This window comes from Vibrio sp. 10N.261.55.C5 (assembly GCF_041470505.1).
GTDB classification, from domain to species: domain Bacteria; phylum Pseudomonadota; class Gammaproteobacteria; order Enterobacterales; family Vibrionaceae; genus Vibrio; species Vibrio crassostreae_C.
In genome coordinates this window covers 74,374-94,473 of record NZ_JBFRMS010000043.1, presented here as the reverse complement: position 1 = coordinate 94,473, position 20,100 = coordinate 74,374, and the positions used below count along the sequence as shown (strand labels likewise).

The 20,100-nt window shown below is 43.4% G+C and carries 19 protein-coding genes; 11 read left to right on the top strand and 8 right to left on the bottom strand.

Annotation, left to right across the window (positions count from 1 at the left end; all coding sequences use genetic code 11):
* Positions 1 to 44 precede the first annotated feature (44 nt).
* Together AB4263_RS16010 and AB4263_RS16005 are read left to right on the top strand one after the other, a co-directional pair.
* Entirely contained in the window at positions 45 to 581 is a 537-nt protein-coding gene (locus AB4263_RS16010; protein ID WP_372098516.1) for a hypothetical protein, read from the top strand.
* 156 nt (positions 582 to 737) lie between these two features.
* On the top strand, positions 738 to 1,271 hold the full coding sequence (locus tag AB4263_RS16005) for a hypothetical protein (RefSeq protein ID WP_017030974.1): 534 nt from the start codon (positions 738 to 740) through the stop codon (positions 1,269 to 1,271).
* Positions 1,272 to 1,439: 168 nt separating this feature from the next.
* Here AB4263_RS16005 and AB4263_RS16000 read toward each other — a convergent pair whose 3' ends face one another.
* Both AB4263_RS16000 and AB4263_RS15995 read right to left on the bottom strand, forming a co-directional pair.
* Entirely contained in the window at positions 1,440 to 2,273 is an 834-nt protein-coding gene (locus AB4263_RS16000; protein WP_029235207.1) for a RecX family transcriptional regulator, read from the bottom strand.
* Positions 2,274 to 2,491: 218 nt separating this feature from the next.
* On the bottom strand, positions 2,492 to 4,096 hold the full coding sequence (locus AB4263_RS15995) for a mechanosensitive ion channel family protein (RefSeq protein ID WP_017064335.1): 1,605 nt from the start codon (positions 4,094 to 4,096) through the stop codon (positions 2,492 to 2,494).
* 251 nt (positions 4,097 to 4,347) lie between these two features.
* Between AB4263_RS15995 and AB4263_RS15990 the strand changes: the two genes are divergently transcribed.
* Complete coding sequence (locus AB4263_RS15990; RefSeq protein ID WP_017062732.1) at positions 4,348 to 4,596, top strand: hypothetical protein; 249 nt, start codon at positions 4,348 to 4,350, stop codon at positions 4,594 to 4,596.
* Between the two features lie 516 nt (positions 4,597 to 5,112).
* Here AB4263_RS15990 and AB4263_RS15985 read toward each other — a convergent pair.
* On the bottom strand, positions 5,113 to 5,322 hold the full coding sequence (locus AB4263_RS15985; protein WP_371722397.1) for a hypothetical protein: 210 nt from the start codon (positions 5,320 to 5,322) through the stop codon (positions 5,113 to 5,115).
* Between the two features lie 195 nt (positions 5,323 to 5,517).
* Between AB4263_RS15985 and AB4263_RS15980 the strand changes: the two genes are divergently transcribed.
* The 3 genes from AB4263_RS15980 (at position 5,518) to AB4263_RS15970 (ending at position 9,001) form a co-directional block, all read left to right on the top strand.
* Positions 5,518 to 7,581 (top strand): protein-disulfide reductase DsbD family protein, encoded by a 2,064-nt coding sequence (locus AB4263_RS15980; protein WP_372098518.1) that lies wholly within the window; start codon positions 5,518 to 5,520, stop codon positions 7,579 to 7,581.
* A gap of 3 nt (positions 7,582 to 7,584) precedes the next feature.
* Positions 7,585 to 8,154: a protein disulfide oxidoreductase gene (locus AB4263_RS15975; RefSeq protein ID WP_017064333.1), complete on the top strand. Its 570-nt coding sequence runs from the start codon at positions 7,585 to 7,587 to the stop codon at positions 8,152 to 8,154.
* A gap of 127 nt (positions 8,155 to 8,281) precedes the next feature.
* Positions 8,282 to 9,001, top strand: coding sequence for a DsbA family protein (locus AB4263_RS15970; RefSeq protein WP_371725354.1), 720 nt, complete (start codon positions 8,282 to 8,284; stop codon positions 8,999 to 9,001).
* A gap of 314 nt (positions 9,002 to 9,315) precedes the next feature.
* Here AB4263_RS15970 and AB4263_RS15965 read toward each other — a convergent pair whose 3' ends face one another.
* The gene (locus tag AB4263_RS15965; RefSeq protein WP_372098515.1) at positions 9,316 to 10,332 is read right to left on the bottom strand and encodes a succinylglutamate desuccinylase/aspartoacylase family protein; all 1,017 of its coding nucleotides are present in this window, start codon (positions 10,330 to 10,332) and stop codon (positions 9,316 to 9,318) included.
* Between the two features lie 376 nt (positions 10,333 to 10,708).
* Here AB4263_RS15965 and AB4263_RS15960 point away from each other — a divergent pair, with 376 nt between their 5' ends.
* From AB4263_RS15960 to AB4263_RS15950, 3 genes are all read left to right on the top strand, one after another.
* The gene (locus AB4263_RS15960; RefSeq protein ID WP_102321347.1) at positions 10,709 to 11,707 is read left to right on the top strand and encodes a porin; all 999 of its coding nucleotides are present in this window, start codon (positions 10,709 to 10,711) and stop codon (positions 11,705 to 11,707) included.
* 155 nt (positions 11,708 to 11,862) lie between these two features.
* The gene (locus tag AB4263_RS15955) at positions 11,863 to 12,753 is read left to right on the top strand and encodes a DMT family transporter (protein ID WP_065583706.1); all 891 of its coding nucleotides are present in this window, start codon (positions 11,863 to 11,865) and stop codon (positions 12,751 to 12,753) included.
* 68 nt (positions 12,754 to 12,821) lie between these two features.
* Positions 12,822 to 13,439 carry a glutaredoxin domain-containing protein gene (locus AB4263_RS15950; RefSeq protein WP_017062739.1) on the top strand — a complete coding sequence of 206 codons (618 nt, stop codon included), beginning with the start codon at positions 12,822 to 12,824 and terminating at the stop codon, positions 13,437 to 13,439.
* A 153-nt stretch (positions 13,440 to 13,592) separates the two neighbouring features.
* Here AB4263_RS15950 and AB4263_RS15945 read toward each other — a convergent pair whose 3' ends face one another.
* From AB4263_RS15945 to AB4263_RS15935, 3 genes are all read right to left on the bottom strand, one after another.
* On the bottom strand, positions 13,593 to 13,727 hold the full coding sequence (locus AB4263_RS15945; RefSeq protein ID WP_010431176.1) for a hypothetical protein: 135 nt from the start codon (positions 13,725 to 13,727) through the stop codon (positions 13,593 to 13,595).
* Between the two features lie 285 nt (positions 13,728 to 14,012).
* On the bottom strand, positions 14,013 to 14,363 hold the full coding sequence (locus tag AB4263_RS15940; protein ID WP_017057980.1) for a hypothetical protein: 351 nt from the start codon (positions 14,361 to 14,363) through the stop codon (positions 14,013 to 14,015).
* 100 nt (positions 14,364 to 14,463) lie between these two features.
* Positions 14,464 to 15,669, bottom strand: coding sequence for a multidrug effflux MFS transporter (locus tag AB4263_RS15935; RefSeq protein ID WP_372074928.1), 1,206 nt, complete (start codon positions 15,667 to 15,669; stop codon positions 14,464 to 14,466).
* Positions 15,670 to 15,777: 108 nt separating this feature from the next.
* On the opposite strand from AB4263_RS15935, the gene AB4263_RS15930 reads away from it, so the two are divergent.
* Together AB4263_RS15930 and AB4263_RS15925 are read left to right on the top strand one after the other, a co-directional pair.
* Positions 15,778 to 16,674, top strand: a complete 897-nt coding sequence (locus AB4263_RS15930; protein WP_017062741.1) for a LysR family transcriptional regulator — start codon at positions 15,778 to 15,780, stop codon at positions 16,672 to 16,674.
* A gap of 142 nt (positions 16,675 to 16,816) precedes the next feature.
* Positions 16,817 to 18,661, top strand: a complete 1,845-nt coding sequence (locus tag AB4263_RS15925) for a bifunctional diguanylate cyclase/phosphodiesterase (RefSeq protein WP_017068381.1) — start codon at positions 16,817 to 16,819, stop codon at positions 18,659 to 18,661.
* 106 nt (positions 18,662 to 18,767) lie between these two features.
* Here AB4263_RS15925 and AB4263_RS15920 read toward each other — a convergent pair whose 3' ends face one another.
* On the bottom strand, positions 18,768 to 20,078 hold the full coding sequence (locus AB4263_RS15920) for a peptidoglycan DD-metalloendopeptidase family protein (RefSeq protein ID WP_372098514.1): 1,311 nt from the start codon (positions 20,076 to 20,078) through the stop codon (positions 18,768 to 18,770).
* Positions 20,079 to 20,100 lie beyond the last annotated feature (22 nt).

The following is a 20,100-nucleotide window of genomic DNA, read 5'->3' as shown; positions in this document are numbered from 1 at the left end:
AAAGTGTGCTCGCGCCCTGATCCATAAGCGGAGATATCTACAAAGTGAGCAAAGAAAAATTTATATTAAGCACTGGTGGAGAAGAAATTCTATTGTCAATCACACCAGATTATCACGCTTTGCTTGTTACTGGTGCCATAGGTCTGGGGAGCATTCTCACGTCCATTGCAGTTGTTTGGATATCAAGGCGAAATCAAAAAAGTCAAAGCAGAGAGAAGATAGCTGAACTAAGGCAGGCTTGGATTGCCGATCTGCGTGAAAATATGTCTCAATTCATATCTATTGCTTATTTAGTTGCAGTTAACGGGCGCCAGAACAAAAAGTATCATTTAACAGACGATGCAAATGAAAATTATAGGGCACTGTTTTACTACAGAAGCAAAATATTATTAATGCTAGACGCAGAAAAGGATTACGCAAAGATTTTGAAGTCATTAATGCAAGATGTTACATCAAATGTTGGAAAGGAAGATGCCGATAGCCTTAAAAACTTAGGAAGTTATGCAAAGGTTTTGGAGCAACAGTGTCAATCTTTACTGGAAAAGGCTTGGAATGACATTAAGTCAGATCTAGCAAAATAAACTTTATATACAAGGCGTTTAAGACGGATTCCCAACGCATGGCATTTTTCATTCCATCGTTGGGTTTTGTGTTTACGGTGGTATAGTTGGGTTTTGTGGTAGCATTGCTCACTACTTAACGCTGCGTTGATATGTTCAAAGCAGATAGGAGTTTCATTGGAATTTTTAACAGAAATATTTTCAAATAAAGCACAGCAGGCTCAACTAATTACTGTTCTTCTTTCTGTAACAGTTGCAATATTAGCTGTTCTGCTAAATCAATGGTTTCTTAATCGTAGAGCGAAAAGGGAAAATTTACTAGGTAAGCTAGAAGCACTTTATCTTGCGATTGAAGAATATGATGAGTTCTCGCATCGTTTATTAATTAAATCTTATGCAACATCACCAGTGGCAAACGAAGATCAAGTTAATGATTTGAATAATAAAACTCAAGAGATTTATAAGAAAATTACTATGTACTTAGATTTGTATTTTTCTGACCAAAAAATCGACATAAGCGAGTGTGCAAGACTAACTGTGCTTGCATTCCTAGATTATCAAGTTAATCGAGCTTCTATTCATAATGTAATTTCGAAAAAAGAAGTAGAAAAACTAAACAATAAATACTCAAAAGATGCCACCGAAGTATTGAATATTTTAGAGTCTTTGAAAGCTTTGGTTGTCAAACTGGTGGCAGAGCACAAGCATTGAGAATGAACATACTGATCTGCTCCAGTTATACTGGACAATCTAATAAGTGAGTTGCCATACCTGTAGTTATTGATGGTTTACTAATTTAGCAAAGTCGCTGACAAGCTTTTGTCCAATAGTTACTTAGGACAAACCAACATACTACAATAGGAAATTTTTCCGGCTTAGTTATTCGTTACCTTCACTCAATGCAAATTTGATCTCGTCAGAAGAGAACCCCTTTCGACTTAGCATCGCGTAAGCCTTAGAGCGTTCTTTATGATCGTTTAGGTCATAAGGCTTCTTCTGCAACTGTTCTAAACACGAAGAATAGAAATCTAGCTGCTCTTCATTAATCAATCGGTCGATGAGCGATGACAGTTCACTGGTGTCGATTTGTCGTTGTCTAAGTTCTTGCTGAATGGCAGTCAGTCCCTTGCCTTTACGAGCATACTTGAGCACCTCTTTTTCCAAATCGGCTTTCTCGGCCTTAATTTGAATGTTACTTTTCAGTTGATGCGCTTGTGGGTGCTGGTCAATCGCTACCTTAACTTGTTGATAGCTAAAGCCACGCTTTTGCAGTGTCGCAACCAGCTTTTCACGGCTCATGGTAAAGCTTGAATAGTAGTGGTTGATTCGGTCTATCAAGATGGTTTGTTCATCAATAGACTTTTCGAACGACACTTTATGGATTGCATCAGAAATCACTGAATCGGTCAGCCCCTTCTTCTTCAGTTTTTCGACAATGTATCGAGAACCGAATTCACCAGAGAAAGCTTGTTCCACGAATTGTTCTGCAAACACTTGGTCAGACTTGAGATACCCGAAGCCTTTCAATGTCCCTAGAGTTTCATCGATCCATTCTTGATTGTCGGTTTTCACTTTGAGCTTCGCCACTAACTCGCTTTCCGTCATGTCTCTCTGAGTTAAATGCCACATCGCAGAGTTCATAACACTTTCAATTCGCGTCGCTTTTCTTACCGTTGTATTTCTAGTATTCGTTTTTTGCTGTGAATCGTCCATTCGATTTCAACTGTCCAGATTGAGCCTACCCCATCATAACTTAATTCTAAGATGGGTGGAGTGACATAAAGAATGAGGCTCAATATAAACGACAGCCAAAAAAATGGACGCTTATTCAGCGTCCATTTGATATCACATTAAGAATGATGGCTCGAAGCCACACTTAGCTTTTACGTAATCGCTCTTTTCGAAATTGCTTCTCGTACTAGCTCTTTCGCTTAGTTCTCTTCGTGATTGTAAATATGTACATCTCGTTGAGGGAATGGAATCGTGATGCCTTCTTCATCGAAGCGTTTCTTCACGGTTTCCGTTACATCCCAGTACACATCCCAATAGTCATCAGTCTTAACCCAAGGTCGTACTACGAAATCAACAGAAGACGTATTCAAGGTATGAAGCTTGATCATATGCTCTGGTTTTTTCAACACTAGAGGGTGTGCAAGAATGATGTCGTTCAATACCGCTTTCGCTTTATCGATATCATCTGAATAACCAATACCGAAAACCATATCAACACGTCTTACACGTTCTGCCGTGATGTTGTTGATCACGTCACCCCAAATCTTGTTGTTTGGGATCACCAAGCGTTGGTTATCAATGGTTTGAACAGTCGTCGATACTAAGCTCATGTCTTTTACCGTGCCTTGCACGCCTGCCACTTTAACCATGTCACCGACGTCATAAGGACGGTAGATCAAGATCATCAAACCCGATGCAAAGTTAGATAATGTGTCTTGCAATGCGAAACCAATGATGACACCGGCTACACCGAAACCAGTAAGAAGAGGTGCTAGCTCTATCCCTATTTGAGACAGTGCGATAAGCAAACCAATAAACACGACCGCTTTAGATGCGATGGATACAAAGAAGTCCTGCATCAATACACTGAAGTCCATTTTAGAGTGCGAAACACTCTTACGAACGGTTTTGCGAGCCACGTTAGCAATAAGGCGAGTTACATACAAAATACCGAGAAACAGAGCAAGTTTAACGATAAAAGAAGGGGTATTTTCAAAAGCCCATGAACTGAACGAACGAAGCCAACCATCCAACAGCTCCAGTGCAACATCAACATCCAACACATCGGCGTTAATGTCACCTGTCGTCGCTAGCAAAACACGTTTGTACGAAGTCACATCCACGCCAAACGGTTCCATTAGCGTGATGGTTTCTTCTAAGCTCGCGACCATAACGCTAGTTCGCTCACTGAAGCGTTCAAGCTCAGTTTTAATCGTCGCTTTCTCTTCTTCACTTACATAAGATAGCCGGCGTTCTAAATCTTGACGTTGTGTATCCGTGTATAGAATTGCATTAGTAAGATATTGAGAACGAGAAACAAGTGCCGTTTTGAGCTCACCTTCAGGAACAGCAACATCAACACCACGCTCTTTCGACCAATTTAAGGTCTTAGCAAGCTGCTGATAATAGACATCCATCATTCCGATTCGTTTTTGAATACGCAATTCAAGGCGTTTTTTAGCGTCACCTTCAGCTGAACGGTTTTCTTTACTCATTGAAACGATTTTAGTTTCATTCAACGACAGCAATTTTTGTAGCAGTTCGACCTGCTGAGCAAGAGTGACATCCAGCCCCTCTTTTTTATCTGACGATAGCTGTGAAAAAATCTCTTCGCGTAGGCCCTGATTCTTACGCCTTAAGATATCTTCAAGAAAGGGCTTCTCAGCATCATGCGCCGTTTCTAATGTTGCTAGATCGAGCATTAACTGATCTTGTACTTCTGCGATTTTCTCAACGCTCTGCGCATAACTTCCAAATGCGACAAACGCCAACATTAACAATAGACAACGCCAAACCTTCATCATATTAATTCCTATCACTGTCTAAATTGACCCTATAAATAGTAGTAAAAAGAATATGGATAACAAGCATTTAAACGTATGTTATGTTAAAAATTCGCAAATTATCAGCCTGCTTCTAATATTTGAGAGTTCCAATCCCCTCTTATGACCTGTAGAGTACGCATCCAACAAAGAACAACAGCCAATATCTTCATTCGAGCACAGCACTAAAGCGCCCTAAATACGATGTTGGCTCACAGCAAGAGAGCATAAAAATGAACAACGAACTTGATATTATTGAGTCTCTAGAAGAACTAGAGCAATTCCTAATTTCAGTGGAAGCTGGCGGTTTAGGCCTTGAAGGCGTTGAAGGTGTAGGCATGGCAACCAATAATTCAGATGGTCGTCACTTCGTTGCTGTATTCAATAGCAGCCATAAAGTTCTGCTTGCTCGCTGGATCACCAAAGAGGTGTTTGATAACGGTAAAGACTTGGTACGTAACGGCCCTCGCCGCACTCACTAAGCCTTTCCAATAGCACCAATGATTAAAGCCCAACACGTTCACTGACGATCTGTTGGGCTTTTTTGTATCGCCTGTCCCGTCCTGATAGTTAATAAACCACTCAATACAGAATAATTAGCGATAACTTTCAGTTGTTGTGAACTTTAGCTACAGCTCAATGTCGTATTCGCGTGAATTGGTGTTTATGCGTCTTTTATCGTGTATCTGCCGTTTCCCGCATTTATACATAGTTTCACTTTAACCATTTTATGACTTGTGGCACGAAGAGAACTTATCTAAGCTAACCACAATTCAATGAGCTTGCTTTAACGACTAACAGATTTGATTACTGACTAATTTGCTGAACACATCGCTACTTTTCTTATCCACACAAAACCGCCGACAAAAGCATTCGCTTTGGGCGCTCTTCCTTACCGGACTGGTTATCGTAACTTGTCTGGCGAGCACTCTGGCCGTCAAGAAAGTATCGTTATCTGCATCCGCTAATGGCCAATCAGTCCTAGTTGGCACACAAACTCATACAGAAACCAGTAATCCCCAAACCAACATCGCTTCTTCAGAAAAAATGGCTGCTCTATACGCCAGCGTTTTCGGCTTAGAAGCCTCAAAAATGTTAACGTCCCCCAATTCAAATTCATGCAGCCTAAGTTCGAAAATGCTGACCTTTGCCGCACCTAAAACGGGCTGGCTGATCCCTTTCGTTCTGATGATTGCTGTTGCATTCAACTTATCTCCGCACATCTCGAGATTATCCGGAGACAATCATCGCTCTACTCGACCGACAAAACACCGATTGCATCTAAAGCACTGTATATTTAGAGAGTAAATAACCGGGCTACTACACCCTTTTATTTATTTTTTGGAGATACATTTGTGTACAACACACTACTAACTAAGTTTGTCGATTCATTGGCATTCTCTATGCGTACATGCGCGAAAACCTTAGTCACTGCCCTTTTGGTTATGACGTCATTTACCGCCTTGGCACAGACAACGGGCTGGCTTAGTGTGCCTGAGCATCCGCCTGTTAAAATGCGAATGATGTCGACGGGTGAACAGTCGGATGACGGCTCTAAGATCCAAACCGTGCTCGATGTCGTGCTCGACGGCGACTGGAAAACCTATTGGCGCAGCCCAGGCGAAGGTGGCATTCCGCCAAGCTGGGACTGGTCTGATTCAACTAATATAGAGTCTGTAGATTGGCATTGGCCGATCCCTAAATACTACGAACAACTTGACGTAATGACGCTGGGCTACAAAAAGCACGTAAGCTTTCCTGTCACCCTAACGTTGAAAGACAAAACGCAACCTGCTGTATTTAGGGCTTCTCTCTCGTTCCCGTCGTGCACCAATATTTGTGTTTTGACTGACTATGACATCGAACTCCCTATCGACACGCAGCAATTGCAGTTCGATGAAGAAGCGATGTTCTTGTTCAACCAAGGCATGAGCCAATCTCCAAGAGAAGCGAACCGGACTTCAGTGAACGGTCTATTTTGGGACAAAAGCAAGCAACAACTGGTCACTCAACTAACCAGTAACGAAGGCTGGGATAAGCCGATGGTGTTGATCGATGGCAAAGAAGTCATCGATGATTTCTTTGCTCAACCAACCGTCCACATCACCGGCAATACGATGACCGCGGTATTTGACGTCAGCAACTGGATAGGCGAAGTCGACTTAACGGATCGCACCGTTAGTGTCACCGTTTCAGACACTAATTTTGCCGAAGAGATGACCGCTCAAGTCGGCTCAGAACCTATTGCTTATCAAGCAAGTAACAACGGTTTTCTTGCAATGATCGGCTTTGCTTTGATTGGTGGTTTAATCCTCAATATTATGCCGTGTGTGCTGCCTGTATTAGGAATGAAGCTAAACAGCATCATTCAAAACCAAGGCGCATCTAATCGTCATATCCGACTCTCATTCTTAGCTTCTGCGTCAGGTGTCATTACATCATTTGCATTCCTAGCCCTTGGCATGACCGTTCTAAAAATGGGTGGCAATGCGATTGGTTGGGGAATCCAGTTCCAAAATGTTTGGTTCATCGGGTTCATGCTGATCATCACTTTGCTGTTCTCGATTAATCTACTTGGATTATTCGAATTCAGACTACCATCAGGTTTAAACACTTGGATGGCAACCAAAGGTGATGACTCACATTCAGGCCACTTTATTCAAGGCATGTTTGCGACGCTGTTGGCAACGCCGTGTAGTGCTCCGTTCTTAGGAACCGCAGTTGCTTATGCACTTGGGGCAAGCTACCAAGAGTTGTGGGCTATCTTTATCGCACTCGGCATCGGTATGAGTGCACCTTGGTTGATTTTCGCGCTGTTCCCGAGTCTTACAAAACTGCTTCCAAAACCTGGGGCATGGATGTTCAGAGTTAAGCTGGTATTTGGCTTAATGATGTTCATTACCAGTCTATGGTTAGCAAGCCTAATGAGCCCATTTATTGGTAAATTCCCGACGATCTTGTTGTCACTGTTTATCGTGATTACAGTATTGATTTGGATTGGCCGTAAGTTGGGCCGCAAGGTACTTATTCCTATCGTCGCAACCACAACCTTGGTGTTTGGTGCTGCATTGATCGTCGGTAGTGTCACCGCTGATAACTGGGCGACTCCGATTGTTGACGATCTCGCTTGGCAAAAGCTGGATGCGAAGCAAATCCCTCAGCTCGTTGATGAAGGCAAAACGGTGTTTGTTGATGTGACTGCTGATTGGTGTATCACTTGTAAAGCCAACAAGATCGGCGTCATCCTTCAAGACCCTGTCTACAGTCACCTACAGCAAGAAGACATTGTTTTGATGAAAGGTGATTGGACAACACCAAGTGAAAGTGTCACTCAATACTTACAAAGTAATGGGCGATTTGGTGTGCCATTTAATATCGTCTACGGCCCGAGCTATAAAAGCGGTATTCCACTGCCTGTCATTCTCAACAGTGACACTGTCGTTCAAGCCATCGACGCTGCGAGATAACTGATGAAGACTCCCAACAATGAAGATAAATCTAGCACGATTGAAGACGACGCTGTAAAGGGTGAGGCCAAAAAGCCAAGTCGTCTTAAGAAGTGGGGAAAGGAACTGGTTTCAATGATATTGATCGTTGGCGTGGTTTCATTTGCCATGGACTTTTATCACAGCAGAAGCATGCCTCAGGGCGATGCGATTCCAATTGTGGGTCAATCGCTCCAAGGCGAAGATATTGATGTTATCGAGCTAAGCAAAAATGGTAAGCCAGTCATTGTCTATTTTTGGGCGACTTGGTGTGGTGCCTGCAAATTTGTAAGCCCGACGGTTAATAGCTTCAGTGATTCCCATCAGGTGGTTTCGGTCGCTCTATCGTCTGGTCCAGACGAACGTGTCCAGCGCTACTTGGATGCAAAAGAGTATGACTTCCCTGTTATCAATGATCTTTCTGGGTCAATCAGCAGAAGTTGGGGCGTTAATGTCACGCCAAGTATTGTCATCATCAAAGATGGAAAGATTAGCAGTATCGCAACCGGCGTTACATCCCCTATCGGCCTGTGGTTAAGAACCTACTTTGCCTAAATCGCTCACAAAGAAAAACAGAGCAAAGCTAAGTAAATAAACCGACTCAGCCAGTTTAACAAACAATATTAATGTGAGCGCAACCTAATAAGCGCTCACGATTATCACGAATTAGAGAAAAGACAATATGAAAAAGCATCTGATAAGCGCACTGATTTTAGGCTCATTAATGAGTACTAATGCCTTCGCAGAATTAAACAAAGAACAAACTCAACAACTTGAAGAAATTAATCAATTCCTGAAGGAAAACCCATCGACGATCTCTGGATTGCATACCAGTTTAGAGCAGTACGTAGCAGGTCAAGAACAGTCGAAGAAAGCTCAAGCAGGAAGCCATGATTGGTTGTACAACAATGACGCTCACCCAATCACGGGCAATCCGGATGGCAAATCAGTCATCGTTAACTTTACTGACTACAACTGCCCTTACTGTAAGCGCTTGGAAAAAGGCTTGGTTCAATTAGCCTCTGAAAACAGCGACATTAAAGTGATCAACGTGTACTTATCGTTTAAGCAACAACAAGTTGCAGGGCTAGACACCAACGCGGCGCTATACGCGATGAAAGTATGGAAAGATAACCCAGCAGCATTCCCTGAAGTTGATAGATTGCTGATGGCGAAAAGCGGTATTCACTCGAAAAGCTCACTAGAAGCCGTTGCCAAGAAGACGGGAACAGAGGCGGAACTAAAAACAACTCAAGAACAAAACCAGGTTCTAACCACTAACCATCAAACGTTCAGTGCACTCGGCTTAACGGGCACTCCAACCATGATGATGAACGGAAATGTTTTACCAGGGTATGTGCCTTACGACCGACTTAAAGATATCGTGGATGACGCTTTTTAATCGTGCGTAGATAGAGATAAAGACTCGAAAGAGAAGTGAATAAAAGCCGACTCGCGTAACTCGCAGTCGGGTTTTTGATGAGTTTAAGATAATGTTTTCAATATTATTTTTGAAATAGAAAAGCAGTCGAAGTGTCACTATCTTGCAATGGATTCTTAATCTAGCCTCGCTACTCTAAAAGCAGTTCTCTCGATGAGTCCAAGACGTGCTTACTCTAGACAACTGTCCTTTGACCGAGCCTAGCTCGGTCTTTTTTTACGTGTTTTAGATAACAACACAGTGCATTAACACGGAAACGTCAAACCGACTGAGCCTTAACTTAGCAAACGACAAACAAGCGCACCCGGCTCCCTTAACGCATCCACGTTATAGCTAAGGACACGTCCGGCAGACGGCGCGTGATAACGGCGACACTCATTACCAAAAGCGTCATATTGAATAGCCAACAGATCATCTTGTTCTACGCTCTGCAGAAGCTCAACCTGCGGCAATACGAAACCACCAATATCAGCGCGGATAGAAACCACATCATTACCCTCTATCCAATCCATACTCGGCAGCTGCATTTTCTCGGGATGATTGATTTCAACCTCGAACATTTCATAATAAGACAGCATGTTAAAAACACCGTCTACCGCTCGTTGAATCATGTCAGGCTGAGTAAATTTCCCCATCCCAACTTCCACCGTGATGCTCGGAATTCCACTTCGATTCCAAACCGTTTCCAAAATACCTGGGTCACCAGGGTCATTCAGAACACAATCGGGCTGCATCAGCCTCGCCATCTCCAAACATTGTTCTATGCGGTAATCAGCAAACACATAAAGTGGATAAACTGCGCCACGAGTTTGAGTGTGGAGGTCAACGGCGAAGGTGGCATTATGCTTAAGCAAACGCTCCCACAAAGACGCAACAAAGCGCTCCGCAGCCAAGCCATTCGCGTCACCCGGAAAGAGTCGATTAAGATTAGCAGGGCAAGAACCCGGATCCGAAGAGATGAAATCACGGCTATGGTTCAGCAAGCCAGGCAGATTCACAGTAGGTACAATCGTTACCGTGCCTTTGAGCGTTTTACCGACTAAGTCCCTGATAATTTGCTGTGCAGCCAACACTCCGTTTAGCTCATCACCGTGAATACCGGCGGTGATCATCAAACTAGGACCTTCTTGACTGCCTTTGAAAACAGAAACCGGCATGTTCTTAGGTTGCCCTAGCCCATCACTGGTGACTTGAAACCAAAACTGGTGCTCTCCAACGGGTAGGTCTTCAACATTCAAGGAGCCAATAACCTGCCTACCTTGTAAAACATCGCCTAAGTACTCTGTTTTCATCCAACGTCTCCATATTGTTGAGCAGAATCTATTCTCTTCTAAGTTTTTGCATCATAGAGGATATCCTTACCAGTACAAGCAGTTAATCAGATTAACAAGCTCTCAGCGCAGCCAAAATTCACCACCATCGACATACGTGATTCCAAGGTAAAACTTGCTAATGTGACCTTTGAAATACACGCAACTTGTATAACTATTCATAGAACACTCAGTCGCATGAAATAAAAGTGCAATAAAATCAACACTTAAAAAAGTTCCCCATTCACGAAAATGTAATTTTATGGAAATGAAAGCTTAATTTATCTGCTCTAAATTAGCTTCATATCGAAACGGAGAGCACATTGCTCACGGATTTTAAAATACAAGGTAAGTGATTATGAAAAAGGCAGTTCTAGCTTCTGCAGTGGTAGCGGCACTAGTTTCAGGTTCATCTCTAGCAGCAACAGTTTACAGCTCTGATGGCACAGAACTTAAAATTGGCGGTCGTGCGGAATTCCGTGGTGATTTCATTGGTTCAGGTGGTGCTGAAATCGACGGTACGATGAAAAACAAAAGCCGTGTTCGTTTGAATGTGGGTGGTACTACAGAAATCACTAGCGACCTATCTGGTTTTGGTTTCTACGAAGCAGAACAAAGCGTGAAATCTTCTGCTGATAACAGTAAGACTGAAAACTTTAAGCAACGTTACATGTATGCAGGTTTTGAAGGTAACTTCGGCGCAGTATCAGTAGGTCGTCAAGATACAGCTGCAGCTCAAATCTCAGAAATGTCGGATGTTACTATCTACTCTGGTGACCAAAAAGCATTCATCAATGCAGGTGACGAGCAAATCAATAACACGTTTGTATACGCTTACGACGCAGACGCACTTTCTCTTAAAGCAAGTTTGATTGCTGGTGAAGACAAAGATACTGACGGTTACGGTATCTCTGGCATTTACACACTACCGATGGGCTTAGGTTTCGGTCTTGGTTACTCAGGTAACGACAACGGTACTGGTAATGGTTCAGCTACAGCATTGATTGCTGGTATTAACTACAAAATGGATGCTTTATACCTAGGTGCAACCTACACAATGGGTGACCTAGACGACAAAGCAAAAACTGAGTTCTCTGGTGTGGAAGTTGCTGCTAAATACAAGCTAACAGACCAATTTGAACTGGCAGGTTTGTACCAAAAACAAGAAAAAGACGCGACACAGAACTTAACTGTAGACACAGCTGACTTCTTTGAGCTGACTGGTACTTACAAGTTCAACAAATCTATCCGTACATACGTTGCTTACCAATTAAACAATCTAGACGACGTAAAAGTTGCAGGTTTAGAAACACAAAGTGAAGACTCTCTTCGCCTAGGTGTACGTTACGACTTCTAATCTAAATCGACTTTAGATACAGACTAAAAAGGTTGGGCAATGGCTCAACCTTTTTTCATATTCAAATATTCTGACTGACTTCATCAATGCTTTTTCTGGTTAAGTGGTGCTAAATCCGTATCATAGGTGAACCACATCAAATAATTAGAAGCATCATGTCACAACACCATCCGATCCAAGGCGCTAGCTGGATGCTAACCGCAGGTTTAGCCTTTGCTTTGATCAACAGCCTAACTCAAATCGCTAGCATTCATTTCGGACTGACTTCTACCACCGTTGCCGTCATTCAGTATTCAATCGCATTGTTCGCCATCCTTCCTTACCTAAAAACATTGGGAATTCGCCGCGCACTAAAAACTGATAATCTCAAGCTACACGTATTCCGTGTCTTCTTGTCTGTTATTGGTATTCAACTTTGGATATGGGCACTGGCTTACCCAGTACCAATTTGGCAAGGCATTGCCCTTCTCATGACATCGCCATTGTTTGCAACCATTGGTTCAGGGCTTTTCTTAAAAGAGAAAGTTGGGGCTGCTCGCTGGGGCGCGACCTTAGCAGGCTTCGTGGGTGCGATGGTGATTCTAGAGCCGTGGGCTGAAGATTTTAACTGGGCAACGTTATTACCAGTCGGTGCCGCTTTCTTCTGGGCATGCTACTCACTGATGGTGAAAAAACTCTCTTCGCAAGACAGTCCTTCAACCATGGTGGTCTATCTTCTACTATTAATCACACCATTTAACATCCTGCTTGCTGCGCCAGATTGGCAAACGCCAAGCGGCGGTACAATCTGGGCTATATTGATTGTTATCGGTGTTATGACGGCACTCGCTCAATGGGCGATAGTAAAAGCCTACTCGGTCGCTGATGCTTCGTTTGTGCAACCTTTTGACCACGCCAAATTACCGCTAAACGTTTTAGCAGGTTGGATTGTATTTAGTTGGGTTCCACCGGGTCGTTTATGGCTAGGGGCTGCTATTATTATTGCGTCAGTTGCATTTATAACGCACTGGGAAACTAAAAAACCTTCAAAAGTGAAGAAAGTTTAAGGTTGGTGAAATAAATAGTTCGACAGTCCGTTCTATATGGATAAGAGAATTCAAACGAGGCCGTAACCATGAAGAAACCAGTCAAGATTACACTATACCGTTGGGCAGGCAGCTGGGGTCCATTTAAAGTTAACATCCCATGTGGAGAATGTACCCTTACCAAAGACATTCTGAAGGATACTTTTGAGAATGAGTTGGCCGATGTCGATGTCGAACTGGAAGTGAAAGATTGGTTGTCTCACTGGTGGGAGCCGCTAAAACTAGGCTCTTGGCATGCTCCAATCCTTGTTGTTGAAGGCAAAGTGGTCAGCCAAGGTGAAGCGCTGAATCGCGGTGTGTTAATCCAATCGGTGATCAAAGAGTGGACCAAACGAGACAGCCTAAAAGGCAACATCGTTTATGGTAAGGCGACCTGCCCATTCTGTGTTAAAGCGAAGAAAATGCTGGATGAAGCGGGTGTTGAATACCAATACCACGATGTCGTAAAAGACAGCGCCGCTTTGTACCGTATGATTCCAGAGGTAAAAGCACACATTGGTGAGAAAACACCGGTCACCGTCCCGCAGATCTGGCTTGATGGTAAGTACATCGGTGGTGCCGATAACTTAGAAGCGTGGATGAAAGAGAATGGCTTAGATAGCATCCCTAATAATGTGGTCGACTTATCCAATCAATCTGCTGGCTGAGTTCATTAAAAGCCATTAGTCAGAAGCTTAATTGGTATTTTTTGTGTCCATCCACAACAAAACAAAGCGATAACTTTCACCAATCGCTAAAACGAAAAAGGCCTTAAACTTCATCGAGTTTAAGGCCTTTTAAAATTCCGTTTTTGAAAATGCTTATTTAGCCATTTTCTTCATCATTCGCTTAAAGAACGATGGTTTCTTTGGCTTTGAAGTGCCGTACAATGCTTCGTGCATCATGTTTTTTGCTGCCATTTGACCAAGGTATGCGTGGCCTAGTTCGTAATTCATGCTTATCTCCGCACATAATCAACTTTCTTTAGCGCGGATTCTACACTTAAAACGCCCAAAAACAAGATCTAAATCACACTTTAATGCAATATTAAGCATTCATTTGCAATTAGCCTAATTTTGTCTCTGTGCTAATCAGCATTGTTTTTGTATATCAATGAGTTAACCTAAATTCTGGTTTGAGCTTAATGCTCCATTCCTAATAACAACCCAAGACATTGATTTAGACACTGATAAAAAAAGCAGCTCAATAGAGCTGCTTTCTAAAATGCTTTACTGAGAAACCTAGCTGCGCTTTGGCTGTCTGTAAGTTTTACCGGCAATTTGGTATGTGTCTTTTTGCTTCAATTCAAACATCGTTTCAAAGAACCAAGCTGCAAATTTGATTAAGTCATCGCCTTCATTCATAACATGTTCGATGTACTCTTGCTCTTCGCCTTGTTCATTTTCTTGAAGCGTCACGTGGTAAATACGCTTTTCGCCTTCCACTTCAGCAAGTGCAAATTGACCAGTCAGTGATGCAGCAGCCTCAGCGACTTCTGTATCCTCATTGGATTTCAATAGCTCAAGCGCTTGAGGCAGGCCATCTAGTGCGCAGATAGCTTTTACCAGTACTTCAAATTCATTTTGCTGCATTTTGTTTTTACCTATTCAATGGACCGAAGCATTGTAGAAAACCATCAGCACAAATACAACGTATTAACGATGGTGCGTTAAACGATAGTGAATTTGGCATTTAGCTATATTCCACTTCAACAGTATCGCCTTTCTTGTTCATTTTGGTTGAAGACCAAAGCACTCCGCCCATGGCTGCACCAATAATGAGGTAGAACACGCCTAACTGTAGATGAGTCGTGACCCAACTCTCTACTAGATACCCACCCAATAAACCCGCTAAACACATCTGAATAGAGCCCGACAATGCCGACACTGCGCCCGCTTGCTTCTTATGAGGTTCTAATAACATGCTGATTGATAATGGGAACGAAATGCCTTGTGCTATCGCCAACCAAGTAAACGCCCAAACCAAGTTAAAGATGGATAACTCATGAGTAAGAAGCCAAGTTCCCGAAGCCAAAATAATCAAAATCGCAAGGCTCATCAATTGCGGAGTGCTAAACCTACGATTGAGCAAGTTCAAAGCAACGCTACCGATCAGTAAGCCTGCCGAAGGGACAATCATCAATGAACCATACTCAGCGGCGGTCAGCCCCAATTGCTCTTGCATTAAGAATGGGAATAAAGATAACGATACCAAACTCGCCATATAACTCATCCAGTTATAACTGGCGCTGCTTATCACTTGGCGATTCGTTAACAAGCGTCCGTAGTTCTTTACCACTTGGCTGACTTCAAAACGGCTCTTCCCATATGGCAGAGTTTCATGCAACACGAAGTAACCCAGTGTGAATATCGCCAGTAAATACAATAGAACGAAAAGGAACACCGCCTGCCAACCAAGGTGGAATGAAATCCAGCCACCAAATACAGGCGCGATGATCGGCATAATCGACGCGGTGATCGAGATATAAGACAACGCTTTGGTAAGCTGTGAACCATCATAGCTGTCACGAAGCACACTTCGCCCAAGAACCGAGGCACTACCCGCCCCTAAACCTTGTAGCAAGCGACCAACTTCTAGCGCCGTCATATTGTCAGAAAACACAACACAAACGACTGTACCAATCAAATAAACACCCTGACCTAACAAGAAAATAGGTCTTCTTCCCACCGCATCGGACATCGGTCCGTAAAATAGCTGAGACAAGCCAAAACCCACCAGAAACAGCGTGACGAGCAGCTGTACATCTACTTGAGTAGCACTTAAGTCAGAAGCAATTAACGGCAATGCTGGCAAGTAGATGCTCACACCCACCTGCCCCGTAGCAATAATCATCATTGCTAAGAGTAACGGCGTTTTTTTAAAGGTCGATTGGCTCAAAAAATTCCCTATTCGTTTGATATTTGTTCATTAGATGAGTTTACATTCAAAACCAATAATTGATAATTAGCTAAATTGGAATTTTATTAAGTCCTAACAGGAAATAATATGGATTGGATTCTTAACGTAAAAAGCTATGTCAGAGTAGTGGAAGAAGGTAGCTTCAATGGTGCTGCTCGAAAACTTAACACCACCAGCTCGGCGATCAGCAAAAGAGTGAACTGGCTAGAAGAGCGCATCGGCACCCAACTGTTAAAGCGTACCACGCGATCAATTAGCCAAACCGAAGCAGGTGCGCTCTTTTACCTGCGAGCCAAGGATCAGCTCGACAATTGGCAGTCCATTATTGATGAGACTCGCTCGGTTAACCAAACCCCAGCAGGCCTATTAAAGATTGGCGCTACGATTGCGGTTGGCTCTAAGTTTCTGGTGCAATACATGGACGACTTCTTAGAAAAGTACCCTGATATTAAGGTACAACTCATCACCACTACGCCCGGTCAATTACCCGAGCTTGGCTTGGACTTGGTAATCAGTCGTGAACTAGAACAACTCAACTCATTAAGCTTCAAGAAAACACCGCTGTTTGAACACAAAGCCAGCTTCTATGCAGCGCCAAGTTATTTAGCTAAACATGGTTACCCCGCCAACGAGCAGGACTTAGAACAACACAACTCTTTGATTTGGGGAGAGCGCCCTACCCGAGAAGTCACACTCACCAAAGGGCAACGCATCACCCTCAATGGTAACTTTGCGACCACCAATCCAGAGGCTTTGTTTCATGCTGCGAAGCGAGGAATGGGCGTACTGTTAACCATCAAAGCGATGATCAAAGAGGATCTAAAGCAAGGGACATTAGTTCCAGTATTGCCAAATATTACCGCCGACGAAGTGATGGTTTACGCGTACTACCCTAAGCTTGATTACTCGCACACGCGAACCAAGCTCTTTTTGGACCATCTGAAAGACAGGCTAGACAAAGAGCGTAGCACGCAAGCTCTGTGAAATAAGTCACGTTTTAATTTGAAAAGTTATACAACACGGTCAATAATAAACTTGACGCATATAGATTATACAAGTTCGCACATATACAAGATAATACGTATACCGCTTACACAGTGAATCTGGTTAACTAGGGGTGGTGGCTATGACTCAACATACGCACAATAGCATGATAGACACAGAGCGCATTGGCCGTTTGCTGAAATTGGAAGGTATCGACCTTTTAGAGTCAGCTGTGCTTACTTTACATCAGACCTTTGATACTCAATACACTAGCATCATTGAGAAGAAGTACTTCCCTGACCAAACCGTTCCTTTGGTGATCGCCCATTCTGATCATGTATTACATGACAAAATCAATGCGCGCCATGGTCACATCTACCAACAAGCCGTCAATCAAAGACACCCAGATTGCTCATTTTCTCAGTACATCGTCCAGTCATTGCCAACATCGGCATTTAGGCAGGAAATCACCTCACAAAACTCCATCGCGATCCCGACTCAAACTCAAAGTGGCGAAGTGATGGGCGTGCTGTTTTCAACGTTCACCTCGCCTCTTAGCCCTGATCAGCAACAAGACGTGGTAAAGCACCATCAATTGTTCGCCGACATCATCATCCACACCTTGCGTGAAATGTGGTTTAACGATCGTTCCGAACAACTTGTAAATCAGCTTAGTTATGAGGTGTCACACGACAGCCTAACCGGGTTACTCAACCGAAGCTGTTTATCAGATACCTTAGAGTCGATTACTCAACAGAGCGTCACTCCGTTTACACTGGCTTTACTCGATATCAATAGCTTCAAAGCCATTAATGATATGCACGGTAATTATATTGGCGACAAGGTGCTGCAATTTGTCGCAGAAATATTGCGCCGAACTTTACCTGAAAGCAACCTGACTTTCCGGACTGCTGGCAACGAGTTCGCCTTCATCACCTACCATTCTGATCCGATAGCCGTGTGCGAACAAATACTGGCCAAAATTAAGCAGGGCTACAGTAGCGTTGATATCAAGATAGATTTCGACGTCAGCATCGGTATTGCCAGTTCGGATGGAGACAACAAAGACGTTGAGCAAATCATCTTCAATACCAGCTTGGCGCTTAAAGAGTGTAAACACAGCCAAGATACTCATATTCAATGTTATGACACTCACTTAAGAGTTCGTTACCAAAGAAAAACCGAGCTAGTCGCAGCGCTACGAAGTGAGCTGGAAAACCCAATTTCACAAAGCTATATCCCCGACAGCAATGGAATGTACGTAGTGGTACAGCCGATTGTGGGTCAAGGTGAAACGCAATGGGAATATTTCGAGGTACTGACTCGCTGGAAAACCGCCAGACATGGAGACATCTCACCCGTAGAGTTTATTCAAGTGGCAGAAGAGTCAGGGCTGATTGTCGAATTAGGTGAACGCATTATTGAATTGGTGTGCCGCGCTAAAACCACACTAGAGCAAGGCTTGGGCTACAAGGTTAAACTTGGAATCAACTGCTCTGCGCACGAGCTTACTGATTCGAAACGTTATATATCCTACCTGACTCGAACCATTGAACAGCACCATTTTAAGGCGAATGAGTTTGTTATCGAGTTAACCGAAACCGTTCTGTTATCGCCAACACAAGAGACAAAATCCGCGCTTAACTTTTTGAGAGGGCAAGGCTTCACGATTGCACTCGACGACTTTGGTACAGGCTACTCCAGTTTGAACTACATCCACAGCTACCCTATCGATTGCATTAAAATTGATGCGACCTTTATTCGAGACTTGTTAACTAGTTCGACCTCAGAGAGCGTAGTATGGCTGATTGTTCAACTGGCCCATAGACTCGATGTATCTTTGGTTGCGGAAGGTGTTGAGAAGCGTGAGCAATTAGAAAAGCTGCACGCGATGGGATGTGACAAGATCCAAGGTTACCTCTACTCACCTCCAATGCGACCTGAAGCTATCGTTAGCTATGTCGCGCACTCAGAGCCTTTAGTTTAAACCCTTACCGAACCTTCTATTGAGAACTAAAAAGCCGCAAGAGCATCACTTAACACTGACTGTGCTTTGTGATGCTCTTGCGGCTTTAAAACAGTTTAATGGCTAGCTACTTACTAGCATTATTAACCATTGCTAGATTGCGCGTTTCTAACGCTGCCTTCAATAGCTTGTCGGCTTCATCTCTCGCGGCTGTGAATGTCGCTTTTTCCTTTTTAGGCACAGAATCAGCCATTGGGATATTCGCTTTCATCGCATCAACAGGGCGACCACGTTCGATCAGTTCATAGTGCAAGTGAGCACCTGTCACTCGACCCGTTTTACCCGATAGGCCAATACGTTGACCACGAGATACCGTTTGTCCTTTACGAACAAGGATCTTGCTTAAGTGCAAGTAGCGCGTTTTGTAAGTGCTGCCGTGCTGAATGACCACGTAGTTACCCGCATATGGGTGCTTACGCGTCATAATCACTTTGCCATCACCCGTTGCTTGAACCGGCGTACCAACTGGCGTCGCGAAATCTGTACCGTTGTGCGGTGAAATGCGGCCAGTCACAGGGTGTAAGCGCTTAGGGTTAAACTGAGAACTTTGGCGCCAGCTACTGCTCACTGGGTAACGTTGGAAAGCACGTTGTAAGCTATCGCCATTAGCATCGTAATATTGTCCGTCAGTGTGTAAGTATGCTGACACAACGCGGTTACGATTCATGATCTTAATTGCTTCAATTTCACGTTTTCCGGTTGCAACACCATCAACATATTGCGCTTTTTGAATCACTTCAAACTGATCGCCAGCACGTAGGTCTCGGCTAAAGTTCAGCTTATCTTTAAGAAGAGTCACAATATGGTCAATCTCAAGACTGCTCAGGCCAACCTTGTTCGCCGACATAGAGAAGCTGCCATGAATATCACCCACTAAAGGTTTTTGCTTCCATTCACCAGGAATAGAGATGTCTTCGAATTCGTAGCTGCCGTCATCAAGCAGTCGGTAAACCACTTTGTCCGCGACGCTAAATTGAAGTTCCATTTTAGAAAGGTCGCCGGTCGCTTCATCACGCCAAAAGCGTAATGTATTACCCGGACGAAGCGTATCTAAAGCAAGGAAGTTCAAATCAGTTTCCATCACGCTCATCATCGATTTGTAAGAAAATCCAAGCTGAGTGAAGATGCTACTCAAGTTATCGCCAGATTGAATTTGATACTCAAATGTCGGCGGCTCAATAACGGTAACAGAAGATGGTGACAGAATTGACTCAATAACGGTTGAGTCGGGCAAATCAAGATCGATCGTTTTCGTCAGATCCGATTGTGACGATTGCAAAGCAACACCAATCGCAGCAATAAGTGGCAGTCCCAAAATAGCTACTTTTTTTACAGGTGAAAGCTCAGCAAACGGAGAGGGAAATATTTTTGAATACACGGTAAACAGGTCTTTCTACGAT